The 16,932-nt window shown below is 58.0% G+C and carries 16 protein-coding genes; 11 read left to right on the forward strand and 5 right to left on the reverse strand.

What is annotated here, in order from left to right:
* Positions 1-194 precede the first annotated feature (194 nt).
* The gene (gene bfr / locus AD669_RS21400; RefSeq protein ID WP_042560739.1) at positions 195-668 is read left to right on the forward strand and encodes a bacterioferritin; all 474 of its coding nucleotides are present in this window, start codon (positions 195-197) and stop codon (positions 666-668) included.
* 213 nt (positions 669-881) lie between these two features.
* Here the strand turns inward: bfr and grxD are convergent, their stop codons facing one another.
* From grxD to AD669_RS21415, 3 genes are all read right to left on the reverse strand, one after another.
* Positions 882-1,223, reverse strand: coding sequence for a Grx4 family monothiol glutaredoxin (gene grxD, locus AD669_RS21405; protein WP_007916674.1), 342 nt, complete (start codon positions 1,221-1,223; stop codon positions 882-884).
* A 97-nt stretch (positions 1,224-1,320) separates the two neighbouring features.
* Positions 1,321-3,426, reverse strand: coding sequence for a molybdopterin oxidoreductase family protein (locus AD669_RS21410; protein ID WP_053123418.1), 2,106 nt, complete (start codon positions 3,424-3,426; stop codon positions 1,321-1,323).
* A 134-nt stretch (positions 3,427-3,560) separates the two neighbouring features.
* The gene (locus AD669_RS21415; RefSeq protein ID WP_053123421.1) at positions 3,561-3,851 is read right to left on the reverse strand and encodes a hypothetical protein; all 291 of its coding nucleotides are present in this window, start codon (positions 3,849-3,851) and stop codon (positions 3,561-3,563) included.
* A gap of 403 nt (positions 3,852-4,254) precedes the next feature.
* Here AD669_RS21415 and argF point away from each other — a divergent pair, with 403 nt between their 5' ends.
* Together argF and AD669_RS21425 are read left to right on the forward strand one after the other, a co-directional pair.
* Positions 4,255-5,175, forward strand: a complete 921-nt coding sequence (gene argF, locus AD669_RS21420; protein ID WP_045123046.1) for an ornithine carbamoyltransferase — start codon at positions 4,255-4,257, stop codon at positions 5,173-5,175.
* Positions 5,172-6,281 (forward strand): ABC transporter ATP-binding protein, encoded by a 1,110-nt coding sequence (locus tag AD669_RS21425; RefSeq protein WP_053123423.1) that lies wholly within the window; start codon positions 5,172-5,174, stop codon positions 6,279-6,281. Before argF ends, AD669_RS21425 begins: the two co-directional genes overlap by 4 nt.
* 78 nt (positions 6,282-6,359) lie before the next feature.
* Here the strand turns inward: AD669_RS21425 and AD669_RS21430 are convergent, their stop codons facing one another.
* Together AD669_RS21430 and ybaK are read right to left on the reverse strand one after the other, a co-directional pair.
* Positions 6,360-7,142: a PhzF family phenazine biosynthesis protein gene (locus AD669_RS21430; protein ID WP_053123425.1), complete on the reverse strand. Its 783-nt coding sequence runs from the start codon at positions 7,140-7,142 to the stop codon at positions 6,360-6,362.
* Positions 7,143-7,240: 98 nt separating this feature from the next.
* Positions 7,241-7,711 carry a Cys-tRNA(Pro) deacylase gene (gene ybaK, locus AD669_RS21435; RefSeq protein WP_053123427.1) on the reverse strand — a complete coding sequence of 157 codons (471 nt, stop codon included), beginning with the start codon at positions 7,709-7,711 and terminating at the stop codon, positions 7,241-7,243.
* A 361-nt stretch (positions 7,712-8,072) separates the two neighbouring features.
* Between ybaK and AD669_RS21440 the strand changes: the two genes are divergently transcribed.
* The 8 genes from AD669_RS21440 (at position 8,073) to AD669_RS21475 (ending at position 16,842) form a co-directional block, all read left to right on the forward strand.
* Complete coding sequence (locus AD669_RS21440) at positions 8,073-8,924, forward strand: MIP/aquaporin family protein (protein WP_053123429.1); 852 nt, start codon at positions 8,073-8,075, stop codon at positions 8,922-8,924.
* 77 nt (positions 8,925-9,001) lie between these two features.
* Positions 9,002-10,504, forward strand: coding sequence for a glycerol kinase GlpK (gene glpK, locus AD669_RS21445; protein WP_053123431.1), 1,503 nt, complete (start codon positions 9,002-9,004; stop codon positions 10,502-10,504).
* Positions 10,505-10,599: 95 nt separating this feature from the next.
* Complete coding sequence (locus AD669_RS21450) at positions 10,600-11,355, forward strand: DeoR/GlpR family transcriptional regulator (RefSeq protein ID WP_007916700.1); 756 nt, start codon at positions 10,600-10,602, stop codon at positions 11,353-11,355.
* A 244-nt stretch (positions 11,356-11,599) separates the two neighbouring features.
* Positions 11,600-13,141 (forward strand): glycerol-3-phosphate dehydrogenase, encoded by a 1,542-nt coding sequence (glpD, locus tag AD669_RS21455; RefSeq protein ID WP_053123433.1) that lies wholly within the window; start codon positions 11,600-11,602, stop codon positions 13,139-13,141.
* A 432-nt stretch (positions 13,142-13,573) separates the two neighbouring features.
* Positions 13,574-14,500, forward strand: coding sequence for a glutamate/aspartate ABC transporter substrate-binding protein (locus AD669_RS21460; protein WP_053123435.1), 927 nt, complete (start codon positions 13,574-13,576; stop codon positions 14,498-14,500).
* 193 nt (positions 14,501-14,693) lie between these two features.
* The gene (locus AD669_RS21465; RefSeq protein ID WP_053123437.1) at positions 14,694-15,440 is read left to right on the forward strand and encodes an amino acid ABC transporter permease; all 747 of its coding nucleotides are present in this window, start codon (positions 14,694-14,696) and stop codon (positions 15,438-15,440) included.
* Positions 15,440-16,111, forward strand: coding sequence for an amino acid ABC transporter permease (locus AD669_RS21470; protein WP_003227756.1), 672 nt, complete (start codon positions 15,440-15,442; stop codon positions 16,109-16,111). The genes AD669_RS21465 and AD669_RS21470 overlap by 1 nt, the downstream gene beginning before the upstream one ends.
* On the forward strand, positions 16,108-16,842 hold the full coding sequence (locus AD669_RS21475) for an amino acid ABC transporter ATP-binding protein (protein ID WP_053123439.1): 735 nt from the start codon (positions 16,108-16,110) through the stop codon (positions 16,840-16,842). Before AD669_RS21470 ends, AD669_RS21475 begins: the two co-directional genes overlap by 4 nt.
* Positions 16,843-16,932: the final 90 nt, after the last annotated feature.

A 16,932-nucleotide genomic window follows, 5' to 3' on the forward strand; every position in this document is an offset into this window, starting at 1 on the left:
CCATTTCAAAGAACCGGACTTATGTCCGGTTTTTTTATGCCTGTAAATCAATTGCTTAGGCTCCAGACGCGGAACACAAACATTCTTATTCCGATTAATTTTCATATATTATTCAATAACTTAGGTTTGACACTTATAAATACGAAGCTCAAACTCTGCCGTATATACAGCGAATACAGGGCAGGACTCCGATCATGAAAGGCGACATTACAGTCATCCAGCATCTCAACAAGATCCTTGCCAATGAGCTGGTCGCGATCAATCAGTACTTCCTGCATGCGCGCATGTATGAAGATTGGGGTCTGAACAAGCTCGGCAAGCACGAATACAAAGAATCCATCGACGAGATGAAGCACGCGGACAAGCTGATCAAGCGCATCCTGTTCCTCGAAGGCCTGCCGAACGTGCAGGATCTGGGCAAGCTGCACATCGGCGAGCACACCCAGGAAATGCTGGAGTGCGATCTGCGTATCGAGAAGACCGGCCACGCTGACTTGAAAGCTGCGATCGCACATTGCGAAACCGTCGGTGACTTCGGCAGCCGTGAACTGCTCGAAGACATTCTTGAATCCGAAGAAGAACATATCGACTGGCTGGAAACCCAATTGGGTCTTATCGGCAAAGTCGGTCTTGAGAACTATCTGCAATCGCAGATGGGCGAAGAGTAGGAGCTGCCGCAGGCTGCGATCTTTTTAGATTGCACCGGCAACTCGCAATAACTTTTCGGACGCACTAAAAAGCCCCGCCCTCTTTCGAGGTGCGGGGCTTTTTATTGGCTTTTCTGTAGGAGCATGGCTCGCCAGCGAAGAAAGCGCCGCGGTGCTACAGACACACCGCGTTATCGTTTTTCGCGAGCAAGCTTTGCTCCTACAACAAAAGCATCAGGCTTCGGACTTGTTCGCCGCTGCCGCTTCAACAGCCGACTTGATGGTGGTTTGCAGCGAACCGTCTGCAGCCATCTCGGTCATGATGTCGCTACCGCCGACCAGCTCACCGCCAACCCACAGTTGTGGGAAAGTCGGCCAGTTGGCGTACTTAGGCAGGTTGGCGCGGATTTCCGGGTTCTGCAGGATGTCCACGTACGCAAACTTTTCGCCACACGCCATGACAGCCTGCGCAGCTTTCGCGGAGAAGCCACACTGCGGGGCATTCGGCGAGCCTTTCATGTAAAGCAGAATGGTGTTGTTGGCAATCTGCTCTTTAATCGTTTCGATGATATCCATGGAGCACCTCGGCTGAACTTTCCGACTCACGGGTCGGCACGGTGACGCATTGTAACGGAATCCCGAGCGCCATGCTCGGTCTCCCCGACGGTCACGTTCAAGCCGCCGCCACGGTGACCGGCACGCCGTTCAACGCGGCATTCCCGGACAATTCGTCGAGCTGGCACTCATCGGTCAGGTCATTGGCGCTCGAACCTGGCTGGCCACTGGCAATCGTCATCTGCACACCCGGGCGCGCATGGCCCCAACCGTGCGGCAGGCTGACCACGCCTTTCATCATGTCCAGACTGCCGAGCACTTCCACTTCAATCTGCCCGACCCGCGAACTGACGCGCACCCACTGACCATCGTTGAGCCCACGACTGGCGAGATCGTCCGGGTGCATCAGCAACTGATGGCGCGGCTTGCCCTTCACCAGCCGGTGATAGTTGTGCATCCACGAATTGTTGCTGCGCACATGTCGGCGGCCAATCATCAACAACTCGTCGGCGGCCGGAGCTTGCAGCGCGGCAAACCGTGCGAGGTCAGCGAGGATCTCTGGCGGCGCGGCCTGCACGTGCTGGTTCGGCGTTTTCAGGCGCGGCGCCAGATTGGCTTTCAACGCGCCCAGGTCAATACCGTGAGGATGATCGAACAGTGTCGCCAACGAGAGTTTCTGCTCGGAGGCGTCACCGTACATGCCCATCCGCAAACCCATATCAATCATCTTCGCCGGTGGCATGGTCGGTTTCAGCTCCTTGCCGGTTTTCTCGGCGAATGCTTTGGCCAGACCGACAAAGATCTCCCAGTCATGCAGCGCGCCCTCAGGCTTGGCAAGGATCGCGCGGTTGAAGCGAGTGACATTACGCACCGCGAACAAGTTGAACGTGGTGTCGTAGTGATCGTTCTCCAGTGCCGACGTCGACGGCAGGATCAGGTCGGCGTAACGCGTGGTTTCGTTGATATAGAGGTCAATGCTGACCATGAACTCCAGGCCATCCAGCGCCTGCTCCAGTTGTCGCCCGTTCGGCGTCGACAAAACCGGGTTACCCGCCACGGTAATCAGCGCGCGGATCTGGCCTTCGCCTTCGGTGAGCATCTCTTCGGCCAGTGCCGAGACCGGCAGCTCTCCGCCGTATTCAGGACGCCCGGAAACACGGCTTTGCCACTTATTGAAATGCCCGCCCGACGTCGACGCCACCAAGTCCACGGCCGGCTCGGTGCACAGCGCACCACCCACCCGGTCGAGGTTACCGGTAACCAGATTGATCAGTTGCACCACCCAGTGGCACAGAGTGCCGAAGGTTTGAGTCGAAACGCCCATCCGGCCATAGCAAACCGCACTCGGCGCCGCAGCAAAATCACGCGCCAGTTGGCGGATCTGCTCGGCGGGAACGGCGCACAGCGGGCTCATGGCCTCGGCGGTGAACGTCTCCACCGCAGCGCGCACGTCGTCCAATCCATCGACCGGCAAATGACTGTCGCGTGTCAGGCCTTCACTGAACAATGTGTTGAGCACACCAAACAACAATGCGGCATCGCCACCGGGGCGCACGAACAAATGCTGATCGGCCATCGCCGCCGTTTCGCTGCGCCGTGGATCAACGACCACGACTTTACCACCGCGTGCCTGGATCGCTTTTAAACGTTTTTCAACATCTGGCACGGTCATGATGCTGCCATTAGAGGCCAGTGGATTACCGCCGAGAATCAACATGAAATCGGTGTGATCGATGTCCGGAATCGGCAGCAGCAAGCCGTGGCCGTACATCAAATAGCTGCTCAGGTGATGCGGCAACTGATCGACTGAGGTCGCCGAGTAGCGATTGCGCGTTTTCAGCAATCCAAGGAAATAATTGCTGTGGGTCATCAGCCCGTAGTTGTGCACGCTCGGGTTGCCTTGATAGACCGCCACCGCGTTCTGCCCATGACGCTCTTGAATCGCTGCGAGTTTCTCCGCCACCAGCGCAAACGCCTCGTCCCAGTCGATCGGCAACCATTCGCTACCCACGCGGCGCATCGGCTGACGCAGGCGATCCGGATCATTCTGGATGTCTTGCAGCGCGACAGCTTTGGGGCAGATATGGCCACGGCTGAAGGTGTCGAGCGCATCACCCTTGATCGAGGTGATCGCCACGTGGCCATCGGTTTCAGTGGTCTCGATGGTCAGGCCGCAAATGGCTTCACACAGGTGGCAGGCTCGGTGATGGAGAGTCTTGGTCATGGCCAGTCTCTGTCTTGTTCTGGACGGGCAATGACGCCCGGGGGAACAAAACTATGGCCCCGTCGCGGGTCAGGCGCCAGCGACGTTCGTCTTGTGAATCGACGGCTATCAGGTGCGCCGATAGACCGCCTCACTCAACTGGAGGGCAGTTGCGGCGGCGCGGCCAGCTGGATTTCCTGGATGGTTTCGATCTGCTCGTGAGCGACGTGTACGCCGGTGAGCTCGCCGATCAATCGCCAATGCTCGTCGAGCCCGGCACTGATGGTCGCCATGCGGTCAATCATATGGCGGCCGGCGGATTTGACCACGTCGTCTTCGCTGCGCAGCAGCTCAAAGGACATTGAGGTCATTGACGCGGTGAGATGGGTCAGAGAGCGAGCCGTGTGGCCCAGCAATTCCATTAACAATTTTTCTTTCGATTCCATGCGGAGGCTTCCTGCGTCGCTCGAAACTTATTTATAACCCAGCACTTTGCTTTAGCAAATGTTTCAACCTGAGCATCCGACCAAGTGATGGCATGCCGCCACGGTCGTAAACCGACTCAAGCGACCCGATCCCCGCCACGGCGGATTGCCAAGCCCCGCGAGGCCAGTGTACAAAGGGACTCGCTGCTGTCCTGAACCCGGCTTCAAATGCGCGACTGCAACATCCTGTCCGCTCTCCGAATCCTGCAAAACCGTAGCCTATTGGAAAAACGCGACATTTAGTGTCAATATCGCGCCTCCCCCTATTTCGTCGCCCCGTGCGGCTTACGCCGCAGGTCTCGCCCGTTGTTCCGTTAAACAAGGCTTTGAGCATCTGCGGTTTGTAGCAAAAAGGTAGTCAATGATGAGCGCAAGGCACTTTCTCTCCCTGATGGATTGCACGCCCGAAGAGCTGGTCAGCGTGATCCGTCGAGGCGTTGAGCTCAAGGACCTGCGTAACCGCGGCGTACTGTTCGAGCCTCTGAAAAACCGCGTGCTGGGCATGATCTTCGAAAAATCCTCGACCCGCACCCGGATCTCTTTCGAGGCCGGCATGATCCAGCTCGGCGGTCAGGCGATCTTCCTCTCGCCGCGCGACACCCAATTGGGCCGTGGCGAGCCGATCGGTGACTGCGCCATCGTCATGTCGAGCATGCTCGATGCGGTGATGATCCGAACCTTTGCCCACAGCACCCTGACCGAATTTGCCGCCAACTCGCGCGTGCCGGTGATCAACGGCCTGTCCGATGACCTGCACCCGTGCCAGTTGCTGGCCGACATGCAGACGTTCCTCGAACATCGCGGTTCGATCCAGGGCAAAACCGTGGCCTGGATCGGCGACGGCAACAACATGTGCAACAGCTATATAGAAGCGGCGATCCAGTTCGACTTCCAGTTGCGCGTCGCGTGCCCGGAAGGTTACGAGCCGAACCCGGAATTCGTCGCCAAGGCCGGCGATCGCGTGACCATCGTCCGTGATCCGCAAGACGCCGTGCGCGGCGCGCATCTGGTGAGCACCGACGTCTGGACTTCGATGGGTCAGGAAGAGGAAACTGCCAAGCGCCTCAAGCTGTTCGCGCCGTTTCAGGTCAACCGTGCGCTGCTCGACCTCGCTGCCGAGGACGTGTTGTTCATGCATTGCCTGCCGGCGCACCGTGGCGAAGAAATCAGTCTCGACCTGCTTGATGACCCGCGCTCCGTCGCCTGGGATCAGGCAGAAAACCGTCTCCACGCACAGAAGGCCCTGCTCGAGTTCCTCGTTGAACCGGCATATCACCACGCATGAGCCATGAATTACTGCTGAACCTGCGCAACCTCGCTTGCGGCTATCAAGATCAACGCGTGGTGCAGAACCTCAATCTGCACCTCAACGCCGGTGACATCGGCTGCCTGCTCGGCTCGTCCGGCTGCGGCAAGACCACCACCCTGCGCGCCATCGCCGGTTTTGAACCGGTGCACGAAGGTGAAATCACCCTTGGCGGCGAGACCATTTCCAGCGCCGGTTTCACCTTGGCGCCGGAGAAACGCCGGATCGGCATGGTGTTCCAGGACTACGCGCTGTTCCCGCACCTGAGCGTCGCCGACAACATTGCCTTTGGTATTCGCAAGCATCCGAACAAAGAGCGCGTGACCGAAGAGCTGCTGGAACTGGTCAACCTGAAAAATCTCGGCAAGCGTTTCCCGCACGAGTTGTCCGGCGGTCAGCAACAACGTGTCGCCCTCGCCCGTGCGTTGGCGCCAGAGCCGCAATTGCTGCTGCTCGATGAGCCGTTCTCCAACCTCGATGGCGAACTGCGCCGCAAGCTCAGCCACGAAGTGCGCGACATTCTCAAGGCCCGTGGCACCAGCGCGATTCTGGTCACCCACGATCAGGAAGAAGCTTTCGCCGTCAGCGATCACGTTGGCGTGTTCAAGGAAGGTCGCCTGGAACAGTGGGACACGCCGTACAACCTGTATCACGAACCGGCGACGCCATTTGTGGCGAGTTTTATCGGTCAGGGTTACTTCATTCGCGGTCAGCTCGACAGCCCGGAATCGGTGCAGACTGAATTGGGTGAGTTGCGCGGCAATCGGGCTTATACCTGGCCGATTGGCGGGGCGGTGGATGTGTTGCTGCGTCCGGATGACATTGTTTATGCACCGGACAGTTCGTTGAAAGCGCGGATTGTCGGCAAGACGTTCCTCGGGGCCTCGACCCTGTATCGCTTGCAACTGCCGACGGGGGCGCAGCTGGAATCGATTTTCCCGAGCCATGCTGATCATCAGGTCGGTGCGGAAGTAGGGATTCGGGTTGCGGCTGAACACTTGGTGCTGTTCCAGGCCTCCGGCAGCACTGCTGCGCAGATCCCGGCAGTTGAGAACGGCGTCCGCCGCTACAACACCGCCCTTTAAAGATCAAAAGATCGCAGCCTTCGGCAGCTCTTACAGGGATCAATGTAGGAGCTGCCGAAGGCTGCGATCTTTTAGCTTTTAACCCAGGATCAGGGTGCCGCTCGCGACGAGCGTTGCATGCCCGCCAATCTTCACCCGTTCACCTTCCAGCCGACAAAACAACTCCCCGCCTCGCGCCGAGCGCTGGCACGCGGTCAGACTCGATTTGCCCAGACGTTTTGACCAATACGGAATCAAGCTGCAGTGCGTCGACCCTGTCACCGGATCTTCATTGATGCCAATCGCCGGGGCGAAATAGCGCGAGACAAAATCATGCTGATCGCCCCGCGCGGTGACGATTGCACCGAGCCACGGCAGTTTGGCCAGCGCGACCATGTCCGGCTTGCAATCGAGTACGGCCTGCTCCGACTCCAGCACCACAAACAGTTCGTTCGAGCCGAGCACGTCAACCGCTTCAACGCCCAGCGCCCGCTCGACATCCAGGGTCACGCCAATCTCTGACGGCACGATCGAGGGGAAATCCAGCCACAAACGCCCGTCTGCCCGCGTCACGCTCAACGGCCCGGACTTGCAGGTGAAGTCGATACGCTCGGCCGTTTCCTTGTAGATCTCGAACAACACATAAGCGCTGGCCAGCGTCGCATGGCCGCACAACGGCACTTCAGTGGTCGGGGTGAACCAGCGGATATGCCAGGCCGAACCTTCACGCACCAGAAACGCGGTTTCCGCCAGATTGTGTTCACCCGCGATCTTTTGCATCAAATCATCGGCGAGCCACGCATCCAGCCGATAAATCATCGCCGGGTTGCCACAGAACGGCCGCTCACTGAATGCGTCAACCTGATGAAACTCGAGCTGCATAACCTTCTCCTTAAGTCAGTCGGCAGAGCATGCAGCGCATACCAGATCAGCGCCAGCGACAGAACCGGCCAATTTTCTTCATACAGAATCAGCCGACGTTACGCACGACCGATGTCGGCGAATTTGGCCTGGGTGTGTTCAGCGAGCACGGCGGGTGCCAATTCGACTTCCAGCCCACGCCGGCCGGCGCTGACATAAATAGTCGCAAAAGCCTGAGCCGAATTATCGATGAAGGTGCGCAGACGCTTTTTCTGCCCCAACGGACTGATACCACCCAACAAATAACCGGTTGAACGCTGCGCCGCAGCCGGATCTGCCATCTCGACTTTTTTCACCCCCGCCGCCTGCGCCAGACCTTTGAGGTCGAGGCTTCCGACGACCGGCACTACGGCCACCAGCAGCTCACCTTTTTCACTCGCCGCCAGCAAGGTTTTAAACACCTGCGCCGGCTCAAGTGCCAGTTTTTCCGCAGCCTCCAGCCCGTAGGACGCGGCCTTCGGATCATGTTCGTAACTGTGCACGCGATGTTCGGCACGAACTTTTTTTAACAAGTCCAACGCAGGGGTCATGGCAGCTCCAGGCTCGGCAATGGCAGAAAATCCTGCGCCGGATTCTAGGACATCGAGCCGTAAAAGGCTCTATCCCGGCCCCGAATTACGCGGCTTTGCAGGTAATTCACAACGCTAAGAAAGCAGTCACCCGGTGAGTCATTCATGTGACTGATAGTTCTATTGTGACTGGCGGTTCACTTTCGACCTTTGACAGGTTTGTTTCTTGTCTATATTTTTTCGAATCTGAATAATGTAAGAATTATCATCATTGCAGCACTCAGCAGTAAACCGGGAAACGAATGGGGATTCCGACCCGGTGAAAATCGCGCCTTGCCCTGTCGGCAATCGCGCCAGACAACAACAAAAATTGAGGTTTTCAATGACAACTGCTTTACAGCAACCATCGCTTTCGAGCCAATGCATGGCTGAATTTCTGGGTACTGCACTTCTGATCTTTTTTGGCACTGGCTGTGTCGCCGCGCTCAAAGTCGCGGGCGCCAGCTTCGGCCTGTGGGAAATCAGCATCATCTGGGGCGTCGGCGTGAGCATGGCGATCTACCTCACGGCCGGGGTTTCCGGCGCGCACCTGAACCCGGCCGTCAGCATCGCCCTGGCAATCTTCGCCGACTTCGAAAAGCGCAAACTGCCCTTCTATATTCTTGCGCAGATCGCCGGCGCCTTCTGCGGCGCGCTGCTGGTTTACACGCTGTACAGCAATCTTTTCTTCGATTACGAACAAACTCACCAAATGGTTCGCGGCTCGGCCGCCAGCCTTGAGCTGGCCTCGGTGTTCTCAACGTTCCCGAATCCAGTGCTGTCCACCGCCCAGGCATTCCTGGTCGAGATGATCATCACCGCGATCCTGATGGGCGTGATCATGGCCTTGACCGACGACAACAATGGTCTGCCAAGAGGCCCGATGGCGCCGCTGCTGATCGGCTTGCTGATCGCGGTGATCGGCAGCTCGATGGGCCCGCTGACCGGTTTTGCGATGAACCCGGCGCGTGACTTCGGTCCGAAACTGATGACTTTCTTCGCTGGCTGGGGTGAAATTTCCTTCACTGGCGGCCGCGATATTCCGTACTTCCTGATTCCGATTTTTGCACCGATTGTCGGTGCCTGCCTCGGCGCTGCCGGGTATCGCGGGCTCATCGCCCGTCACCTGACCGGCGCCACACCTGCTACAAAGGATGCAGAACCGGCCATTGACGGCAAACCAAGAACTTCTTGAAACAGTCGGCGCAGGCTCCTGCCCATCCGAGCCTGCGCCACGGCCCAATCACCCTTATTTCGTCCAAGGCAATCGACATGACCGACATTCAGAATAAGAACTACATCATTGCCCTCGATCAGGGTACGACCAGCTCTCGCGCGATCATTTTTGACCGCGACGCGAACGTGGTCTGCACCGCGCAGCGCGAATTCGCTCAGCATTACCCGCAAGCCGGTTGGGTCGAACACGATCCGATGGAAATCTTCGCCACCCAAAGTGCGGTGATGGTTGAAGCGCTGGCACAGGCCGGTCTGCACCACGACCAGGTCGCCGCCATCGGCATCACCAACCAGCGTGAAACCACGGTGGTCTGGGATAAGACCACCGGCCGCCCGGTGTACAACGCCATCGTCTGGCAGTGCCGCCGGAGCACCGAGATCTGCCAGCAACTCAAGCGTGACGGCCACGAAGAGTACATCCGCGACACCACCGGCCTAGTCACCGACCCGTACTTCTCCGGCACCAAACTGAAGTGGATCCTCGACAACGTCGAAGGCAGCCGCGAGCGTGCGCGCAACGGCGAGCTGCTGTTCGGCACCGTCGATAGCTGGCTGATCTGGAAATTCACTGGCGGCAAGGTGCACGTCACCGACTACACCAACGCCTCGCGCACCATGCTCTTCAACATTCACTCGCTGGAGTGGGACGCGAAGATGCTGGAGATCCTCGACATCCCGCGCGAGATGCTTCCGGAAGTCAAAGCGTCATCGGAAATCTACGGCCACACCAAGAGCGGCATCGCCATCGGCGGTATCGCCGGCGACCAGCAAGCGGCGCTGTTCGGTCAAATGTGCGTAGAACCAGGTCAGGCGAAAAACACCTACGGCACCGGCTGCTTCCTGCTGATGAACACCGGCGACAAAGCGGTGAAATCGCAGCACGGCATGCTCACCACCATCGCTTGCGGCCCGCGCGGCGAAGTCGCTTACGCCCTGGAAGGCGCGGTATTCAACGGCGGTTCGACCGTGCAGTGGCTGCGTGATGAGCTGAAAATCATCAACGACGCCCACGACACCGAATACTTCGCCAATAAAGTGAAGGACAGCAACGGCGTGTACCTGGTGCCAGCCTTCACCGGTCTGGGCGCTCCTTACTGGGATCCGTACGCCCGTGGCGCACTGTTCGGCCTGACGCGCGGTGTTCGCGTGGATCACATCATCCGCGCTGCGCTGGAATCGATCGCCTACCAGACCCGCGACGTGCTCGACGCCATGCAACAGGACTCCGGCGAACGCCTCAAAGCCCTGCGCGTGGACGGCGGTGCGGTGGCGAACAACTTCCTCATGCAGTTCCAGGCCGACATCCTCGGCACTCAGGTCGAGCGCCCGCAAATGCGCGAAACAACGGCACTCGGTGCGGCGTATCTGGCCGGTCTGGCGTGCGGCTTCTGGGGCAGTCTGGAAGAACTGCGCGGCAAAGCGGTGATCGAACGCGAGTTCGAACCGAGTCTGGACGAAGTCGAGAAAGAGAAGCTGTATAAAGGCTGGAAAAAAGCCGTCAGCCGCACCCGTGACTGGGCGCGTGAAGATGCTGAATAAGCCAACCTGAGTACTTGTAAAGGCTTGTAACTGGTAGGGAGGAGATTCCTGCGGCATCATGGGCAAATTTTGCACGGCAGCCCAAAGGAAGCCCCATGAATCTGCCTCCCCGTCAGCAGCAAATCCTCGAGCTGGTTCGCGAACGCGGCTATGTGAGCATCGAGGAAATGGCCACGCTGTTCGTTGTTACCCCGCAAACCATCCGCCGCGACATCAATCAGCTCGCGGAAGCCAATTTGCTCCGTCGCTACCATGGTGGCGCGGCCTACGATTCCAGTGTTGAAAACACGGCCTATGCGATGCGCGCCGATCAAATGCGCGATGAAAAACAACGCATCGGTGAAGCCATCGCCGCACAGATCCCCGATCACGCCTCGCTGTTCATCAACATCGGCACTACCACTGAATCGATTGCCCGTGCTCTGCTCAATCACAACCATCTGAAGATCATCACCAATAACTTGCACGTGGCGTCGATGCTCAGTGCCAAGGATGATTTTGATGTGCTGCTGACCGGTGGCAATGTCCGTCGTGACGGCGGTGTGGTCGGTCAGGCGAGTGTGGATTTCATCAATCAGTTCAAGGTTGATTTCGCGCTGGTCGGGATCAGCGGTATTGATGAAGACGGCAGCTTGCTGGATTTTGATTATCAGGAAGTGCGGGTTTCGCAGGCGATCATTGCCAATGCGCGGCAGGTGATTCTGGCGGCGGACTCGAGCAAGTTCGGGCGTAATGCGATGATTCGTCTTGGCCCGATCAGTCTGATTGATTGTTTGGTGACCGATCAACAGCCGGTGCCGGCGTTGGCGCAGTTGTTGAGTCAGCACAAGATTCGCCTGGAAGTCGTTTAACCCCCAAGATCAAAAGATCGCAGCCTTCGGCAGCTCCTACATGGGTTCACTTGACCTGTAGGAGCTGCCGAAGGCTGCGATCTTTTGCTTTTAATGTTCGAAAATTTTCCTTTCTCTGCCCTTCGATGAGTTTTTTCAATCGAAGTCGACTGGCTGTGCGCGTGTTTATCGGCTACCATTTTCGCAAATGAACATTCATGTTCGATTTCCAATATAGAAAATCAAAAGAGCCTGAGGCCAGCCGATGTCCACATCTACCTTGCGTACGCCCCCTATCTCCGAGATCTACGACCTCGCCGTTATCGGCGGCGGGATCAATGGGGTGGGGATCGCAGCGGATGCCGCCGGTCGCGGTCTCTCGGTGTTCCTTTGCGAAAAGGACGACCTCGCCAGCCACACCTCGTCGGCCAGCAGCAAGCTGATCCACGGAGGCCTGCGCTACCTCGAACATTACGAATTCCGTCTGGTGCGCGAAGCACTGGCCGAGCGCGAAGTGCTGCTGGCCAAAGCCCCGCACATCGTCAAGCCAATGCGCTTCGTGTTGCCGCACCGTCCGCACCTGCGTCCGGCGTGGATGATTCGTGCCGGCCTGTTCCTGTATGACAACCTCGGCAAGCGCGAAAAACTGCCAGGTTCGAAAAGCCTCAAGTTCGGCGCCGACAGCGCACTGAAAAGCGAAATCAAGAAAGGCTTCGAATACTCCGATTGCTGGGTCGACGACGCCCGCCTGGTGGTACTCAACGCCATGGCCGCCCGCGAAAAAGGCGCCCACGTGCACACCCAGACCCGTTGCGTCAGCGCCCGTCGTGCCAAAGGTTTGTGGCACCTGAACCTGGAACGTGCCGACGGCAGCCTGTTTTCGATCACCGCCAAAGCGCTGGTGAACGCCGCCGGCCCGTGGGTTGCCAAGTTCATTCGTGACGATCTGAAGATGGAATCGCCGTACGGCATCCGTCTGATTCAAGGCAGCCATATCATCGTGCCGAAACTGTACGAAGGCGATCACGCGCACATTCTGCAAAACGAAGATCAGCGCATCGTTTTCACCATTCCGTACTTGAACAACCACTTCACCCTGATCGGCACCACCGACCGTGAATACACCGGCGACCCGGCGAAAGTGGCGATTACCGACGGCGAAACCGATTACCTGCTGAAAGTGGTCAACGCTCACTTCAAGAAACAAGTCAGCCGCGAAGACATCCAGCACAGCTACTCAGGCGTGCGTCCACTGTGCAACGACGAATCCGACAACCCGTCGGCGGTCACCCGCGATTACACCTTGGCACTGTCCGGCAGCACTGAAGAAGCGCCGCTGCTGTCGGTGTTCGGCGGCAAGCTGACCACCTATCGCAAACTCGCCGAATCGGCGATGGCGCAACTGATGCCGTTCTTCACCCAGATGCGCCCGAGCTGGACGGCCACCGCCACCCTGCCCGGCGGCGAGGACATGACCACGCCGCAAGCCTTGAGCGCGCTGATTCGCGACAAGTACGACTTTGTGCCGAGCGAGATCGCGCGTCGCTGGTCGACCACGTACGGCAGCCGCACCTGGCGCATGCTCGAGGGCGTTGAAACCCTCGCCGACATGGGCGAACACATTGGCGGCGGGCTCTACACCCGTGAAGTCGATTACCTGTGCAGCGAAGAGTGGGCGACCTCGGCGCATGACATTCTGTGGCGTCGTAGCAAGCTGGGCTTGTTTACCACTCCGGCGGAGCAGGAGAAGCTTGCGGCGTATCTGGGTAAGGTTGAGCAGAACCGTAGCAAGATTGAAGCGGCATGATTTGAACATTGGTTAAACAAAAAGCCCCTGAATCGTAAGGTTCAGGGGCTTTTTTTTGTTTGCCTGACACACCGCCACCCCTGTAGGAGTGAGCCTGCTCGCGATGGCGGTGTGTCAATCAACATACCTGGCGCCTGACATACCGCCATCGCGAGCAGGCTCACTCCTACAAAAACTCGTTCGGTTTTCCGAACGAGACTCCCCGGTCAATTCGGTAAACCGGATCACTCCTCACAAAAAAATCCGCCATAAAACTTTAATCTCCTTATAAATCATAATCTTAACCAATCCAGACTGGTCTGGCACGAGTCATGCTCTACACTCTCTCGACGAATGCCTGTTGTGCCAACACTTCAGGAGCCGTCAGGCATTCGAAGCACAAAAGGGCCGACGAACTGGCTCCATAAAAAAAACAATGTCGAGGAAAATTTGATGCGCATCGTTCCCCATATCCTGGGCGCAGCCATTGCTGCCGCTCTGATCAGCACGCCAGTTTTCGCCGCCGAACTCACCGGCACCCTGAAGAAAATCAACGATTCGGGCACCATCACGCTCGCTCACCGCGACAGCTCCATTCCGTTTTCCTACATTGCAGATGCTTCCGGCAAACCAGTGGGCTACTCCCACGACATTCAGGTGGCTATCGTTGAAGCCCTGAAAAAAGACCTGAACAAGCCCGATCTGCAGGTCAAATACAACCTGGTGACCTCGCAAACCCGTATCCCGCTGATCCAGAACGGCACCGCGGATATCGAGTGCGGCTCGACCACCAACAACGCCGAACGCGCTCAGCAAGTCGACTTCACCGTCAACATTTTCGAAATCGGCACCCGTCTGCTGGTCAAGAAAGACAAGGATGGCAAGCCGTCCTACGCTGACTTCGCCGACCTCAAAGGCAAAAACGTCGTGACCACTGCGGGCACCACGTCCGAGCGCATCATCAAAGCGATGAACGCCGACAAGCAGATGGGCATGAACATCATCTCCGCCAAAGACCACGGCGAATCCTTCAACATGCTGGAAAGCGGCCGCGCCGTTGCCTTCATGATGGACGACGCTCTGCTGGCCGGCGAAGAAGCCAAGGCCAAGAAGCCGAACGACTGGATCATCACCGGTACTCCACAGTCCTTCGAAGCCTATGCGTGCATGGTTCGTAAAGACGACCCGGCCTTCAAGAAAGCCGTCGATGACGCCATCGTTGCGCTGTACAAGTCTGGCGAGATCAACAAGATCTACAGCAAATGGTTCGAGAGCCCGATCCCACCGAAAGGCCTGAACCTGAACTTCCCGATGAGCGACAAGGTAAAAGATCTGATCGCCACCCCGAGCGACAAGCCGGCGCCTGACGTAAAAATCTGATTCCTGACTAACCTTATCTCCTGAGGGAGTCACCCTCCCTCAGGCGTCTGTTACTACCTGCTGGCTGTACTGTGGAACACTCGACCTGGCGGTTTTCGAGCCGATCGCGTGTGCCCGGCGTTCAACGTCGAACGGGAAAGGATTTTCCCCGAGCGGGTGCTTGTACATCGATCGATCTCGAGGGGAGACCCTAATGAATTACAACTGGGACTGGGGCGTGTTCTTCAAGTCCACCGGCGTCGGCAGCGAGACTTATCTCGACTGGTACGTCACTGGTTTGGGCTGGACCATTGCCATTGCCATCGTGGCATGGATCATCGCCTTGCTGCTGGGCTCCATTCTGGGGGTCATGCGCACTGTGCCAAACCGCATCGTATCGGGCATCGCGACCTGCTACGTGGAACTGTTTCGTAATGTGCCGCTGCTGGTTCAGCTGTTCATCTGGTACTTCCTGGTGCCCGACCTGCTGCCGCAAAACCTGCAGGACTGGTACAAACAAGACCTCAACCCGACCACCTCGGCTTACCTGAGCGTTGTCGTGTGCCTGGGCTTGTTCACCGCTGCGCGTGTTTGCGAGCAAGTGCGTACCGGTATTCAGGCGCTGCCACGCGGCCAGGAATCCGCCGCGCGTGCCATGGGTTTCAAGCTGCCGCAGATCTACTGGAACGTGCTGCTGCCCCAGGCCTACCGCATCATTATTCCGCCGCTTACCTCGGAATTCCTCAACGTCTTCAAGAACTCCTCCGTGGCGTCCTTGATCGGTTTGATGGAATTGCTGGCACAAACCAAACAGACCGCCGAATTTTCGGCCAACCTGTTTGAAGCCTTCACCCTGGCCACGCTGATTTACTTCACCCTGAACATGAGCCTGATGCTGCTGATGCGCGTGGTCGAGAAGAAAGTCGCGGTGCCTGGCCTGATCTCCGTGGGGGGCAAATAATGGACTTCGATTTCAGCGGCATCATCCCCGCTATCCCGGGCCTGTGGAACGGCATGGTCATGACCTTGCAGTTGATGGTCATGGGCGTGGTCGGCGGCATCGTGCTCGGGACGATCCTGGCGCTGATGCGCCTGTCGTCGAGCAAACTGTTGTCACGCGTGGCCGGCGCTTATGTGAACTACTTCCGTTCGATCCCGCTGCTGCTGGTGATCACCTGGTTCTACCTGGCGGTGCCGTTCGTGCTGCGCTGGATTACCGGTGAAGACACGCCGATCGGCGCGTTCACCTCCTGCGTCGTGGCCTTCATGATGTTCGAAGCCGCGTACTTCTGCGAAATCGTCCGCGCCGGTGTGCAGTCGATCCCCAAAGGTCAGATGGCCGCTGCACAGGCGATGGGCATGACCTATGGCCAGACAATGCGTCTGATCATCCTGCCTCAGGCGTTCCGCAAGATGACGCCGTTGCTGCTGCAACAGTCGATCATCCTGTTCCAGGACACCTCGCTGGTTTACACCGTGGGTCTGGTGGATTTCCTCAACTCCGCCCGCTCCAGCGGCGACATCATTGGCCGTTCCAACGAGTTCCTGATCTTCGCCGGTGTCGTCTACTTCATCATCAGCTTTTCCGCCTCGCTGCTGGTCAAGCGTCTGCAAAAAAGGTTCGCCGTATGATCTCTATCAAGAACATCAACAAGTGGTATGGGGACTTCCAGGTACTGACGGATTGCAGCACCGAGGTCAAAAAAGGCGAAGTGATCGTGGTCTGCGGCCCGTCCGGTTCGGGTAAATCGACCCTGATCAAATGCGTCAACGCGCTGGAGCCGTTCCAGAAAGGCGACGTCGTGGTTGACGGTACGTCGATTGCCGATCCGAAGACCAACCTGCCGAAACTGCGTTCGCGCGTCGGCATGGTGTTCCAGCATTTCGAACTGTTTCCGCACCTGACCATCACCGAAAACCTGACCATCGCGCAGATCAAGGTGTTGGGCCGCAGCAAGGAAGAGGCGACCAAAAAAGGTCTGCAACTGCTCGAGCGCGTTGGCCTCTCGGCGCACGCCCACAAGCATCCGGGGCAACTGTCCGGTGGTCAGCAACAGCGTGTGGCGATTGCCCGTGCGCTGGCGATGGACCCGATTGTCATGCTGTTCGACGAACCGACCTCGGCGCTCGACCCGGAGATGGTTAACGAAGTGCTCGACGTGATGGTGCAACTGGCTCACGAAGGCATGACCATGATGTGCGTCACCCACGAAATGGGTTTTGCGCGCAAAGTGGCCGATCGCGTGATCTTCATGGACGCCGGCAAGATCATCGAAGACTGCCCGAAAGAGGAATTCTTCGGCGACATCAAGGCCCGCTCCGAACGCGCGCAGCACTTCCTCGAGAAAATCCTGCAGCACTAAAAGCAACACACCCGCACCCTGTCTGTGGGGTGCGGGCTGCCTGACAATGAGATCCCCTGTGGCGAGGGGATTTATCCCCGATGGGCTGCG

Origin of the sequence: Pseudomonas sp. P1.31 (assembly GCF_001269815.1) — a bacterium.
In the GTDB taxonomy this organism is placed as follows: domain Bacteria; phylum Pseudomonadota; class Gammaproteobacteria; order Pseudomonadales; family Pseudomonadaceae; genus Aquipseudomonas; species Aquipseudomonas rustica.

Bases quoted from the DNA above. Each gene is read 5' to 3' on its own strand.
- AD669_RS21415 (WP_053123421.1), bottom strand. From the start codon at position 3,851: ATGGAATCGAAAGAAAAATTGTTAATGGAATTGCTGGGCCACACGGCT.
- AD669_RS21430 (WP_053123425.1), bottom strand. From the start codon at position 7,142: ATGCAGCTCGAGTTTCATCAGGTTGACGCATTCAGTGAGCGGCCGTTC.
- glpD (WP_053123433.1), top strand. From the start codon at position 11,600: ATGTCCACATCTACCTTGCGTACGCCCCCTATCTCCGAGATCTACGAC.
- glpK (WP_053123431.1), top strand. From the start codon at position 9,002: ATGACCGACATTCAGAATAAGAACTACATCATTGCCCTCGATCAGGGT.
- AD669_RS21425 (WP_053123423.1), top strand. From the start codon at position 5,172: ATGAGCCATGAATTACTGCTGAACCTGCGCAACCTCGCTTGCGGCTAT.
- AD669_RS21460 (WP_053123435.1), top strand. From the start codon at position 13,574: ATGCGCATCGTTCCCCATATCCTGGGCGCAGCCATTGCTGCCGCTCTG.
- AD669_RS21450 (WP_007916700.1), top strand. From the start codon at position 10,600: ATGAATCTGCCTCCCCGTCAGCAGCAAATCCTCGAGCTGGTTCGCGAA.
- AD669_RS21465 (WP_053123437.1), top strand. From the start codon at position 14,694: ATGAATTACAACTGGGACTGGGGCGTGTTCTTCAAGTCCACCGGCGTC.
- AD669_RS21470 (WP_003227756.1), top strand. From the start codon at position 15,440: ATGGACTTCGATTTCAGCGGCATCATCCCCGCTATCCCGGGCCTGTGG.
- argF (WP_045123046.1), top strand. From the start codon at position 4,255: ATGAGCGCAAGGCACTTTCTCTCCCTGATGGATTGCACGCCCGAAGAG.
- AD669_RS21475 (WP_053123439.1), top strand. From the start codon at position 16,108: ATGATCTCTATCAAGAACATCAACAAGTGGTATGGGGACTTCCAGGTA.
- grxD (WP_007916674.1), bottom strand. From the start codon at position 1,223: ATGGATATCATCGAAACGATTAAAGAGCAGATTGCCAACAACACCATT.
- bfr (WP_042560739.1), top strand. From the start codon at position 195: ATGAAAGGCGACATTACAGTCATCCAGCATCTCAACAAGATCCTTGCC.
- ybaK (WP_053123427.1), bottom strand. From the start codon at position 7,711: ATGACCCCTGCGTTGGACTTGTTAAAAAAAGTTCGTGCCGAACATCGC.
- AD669_RS21410 (WP_053123418.1), bottom strand. From the start codon at position 3,426: ATGACCAAGACTCTCCATCACCGAGCCTGCCACCTGTGTGAAGCCATT.
- AD669_RS21440 (WP_053123429.1), top strand. From the start codon at position 8,073: ATGACAACTGCTTTACAGCAACCATCGCTTTCGAGCCAATGCATGGCT.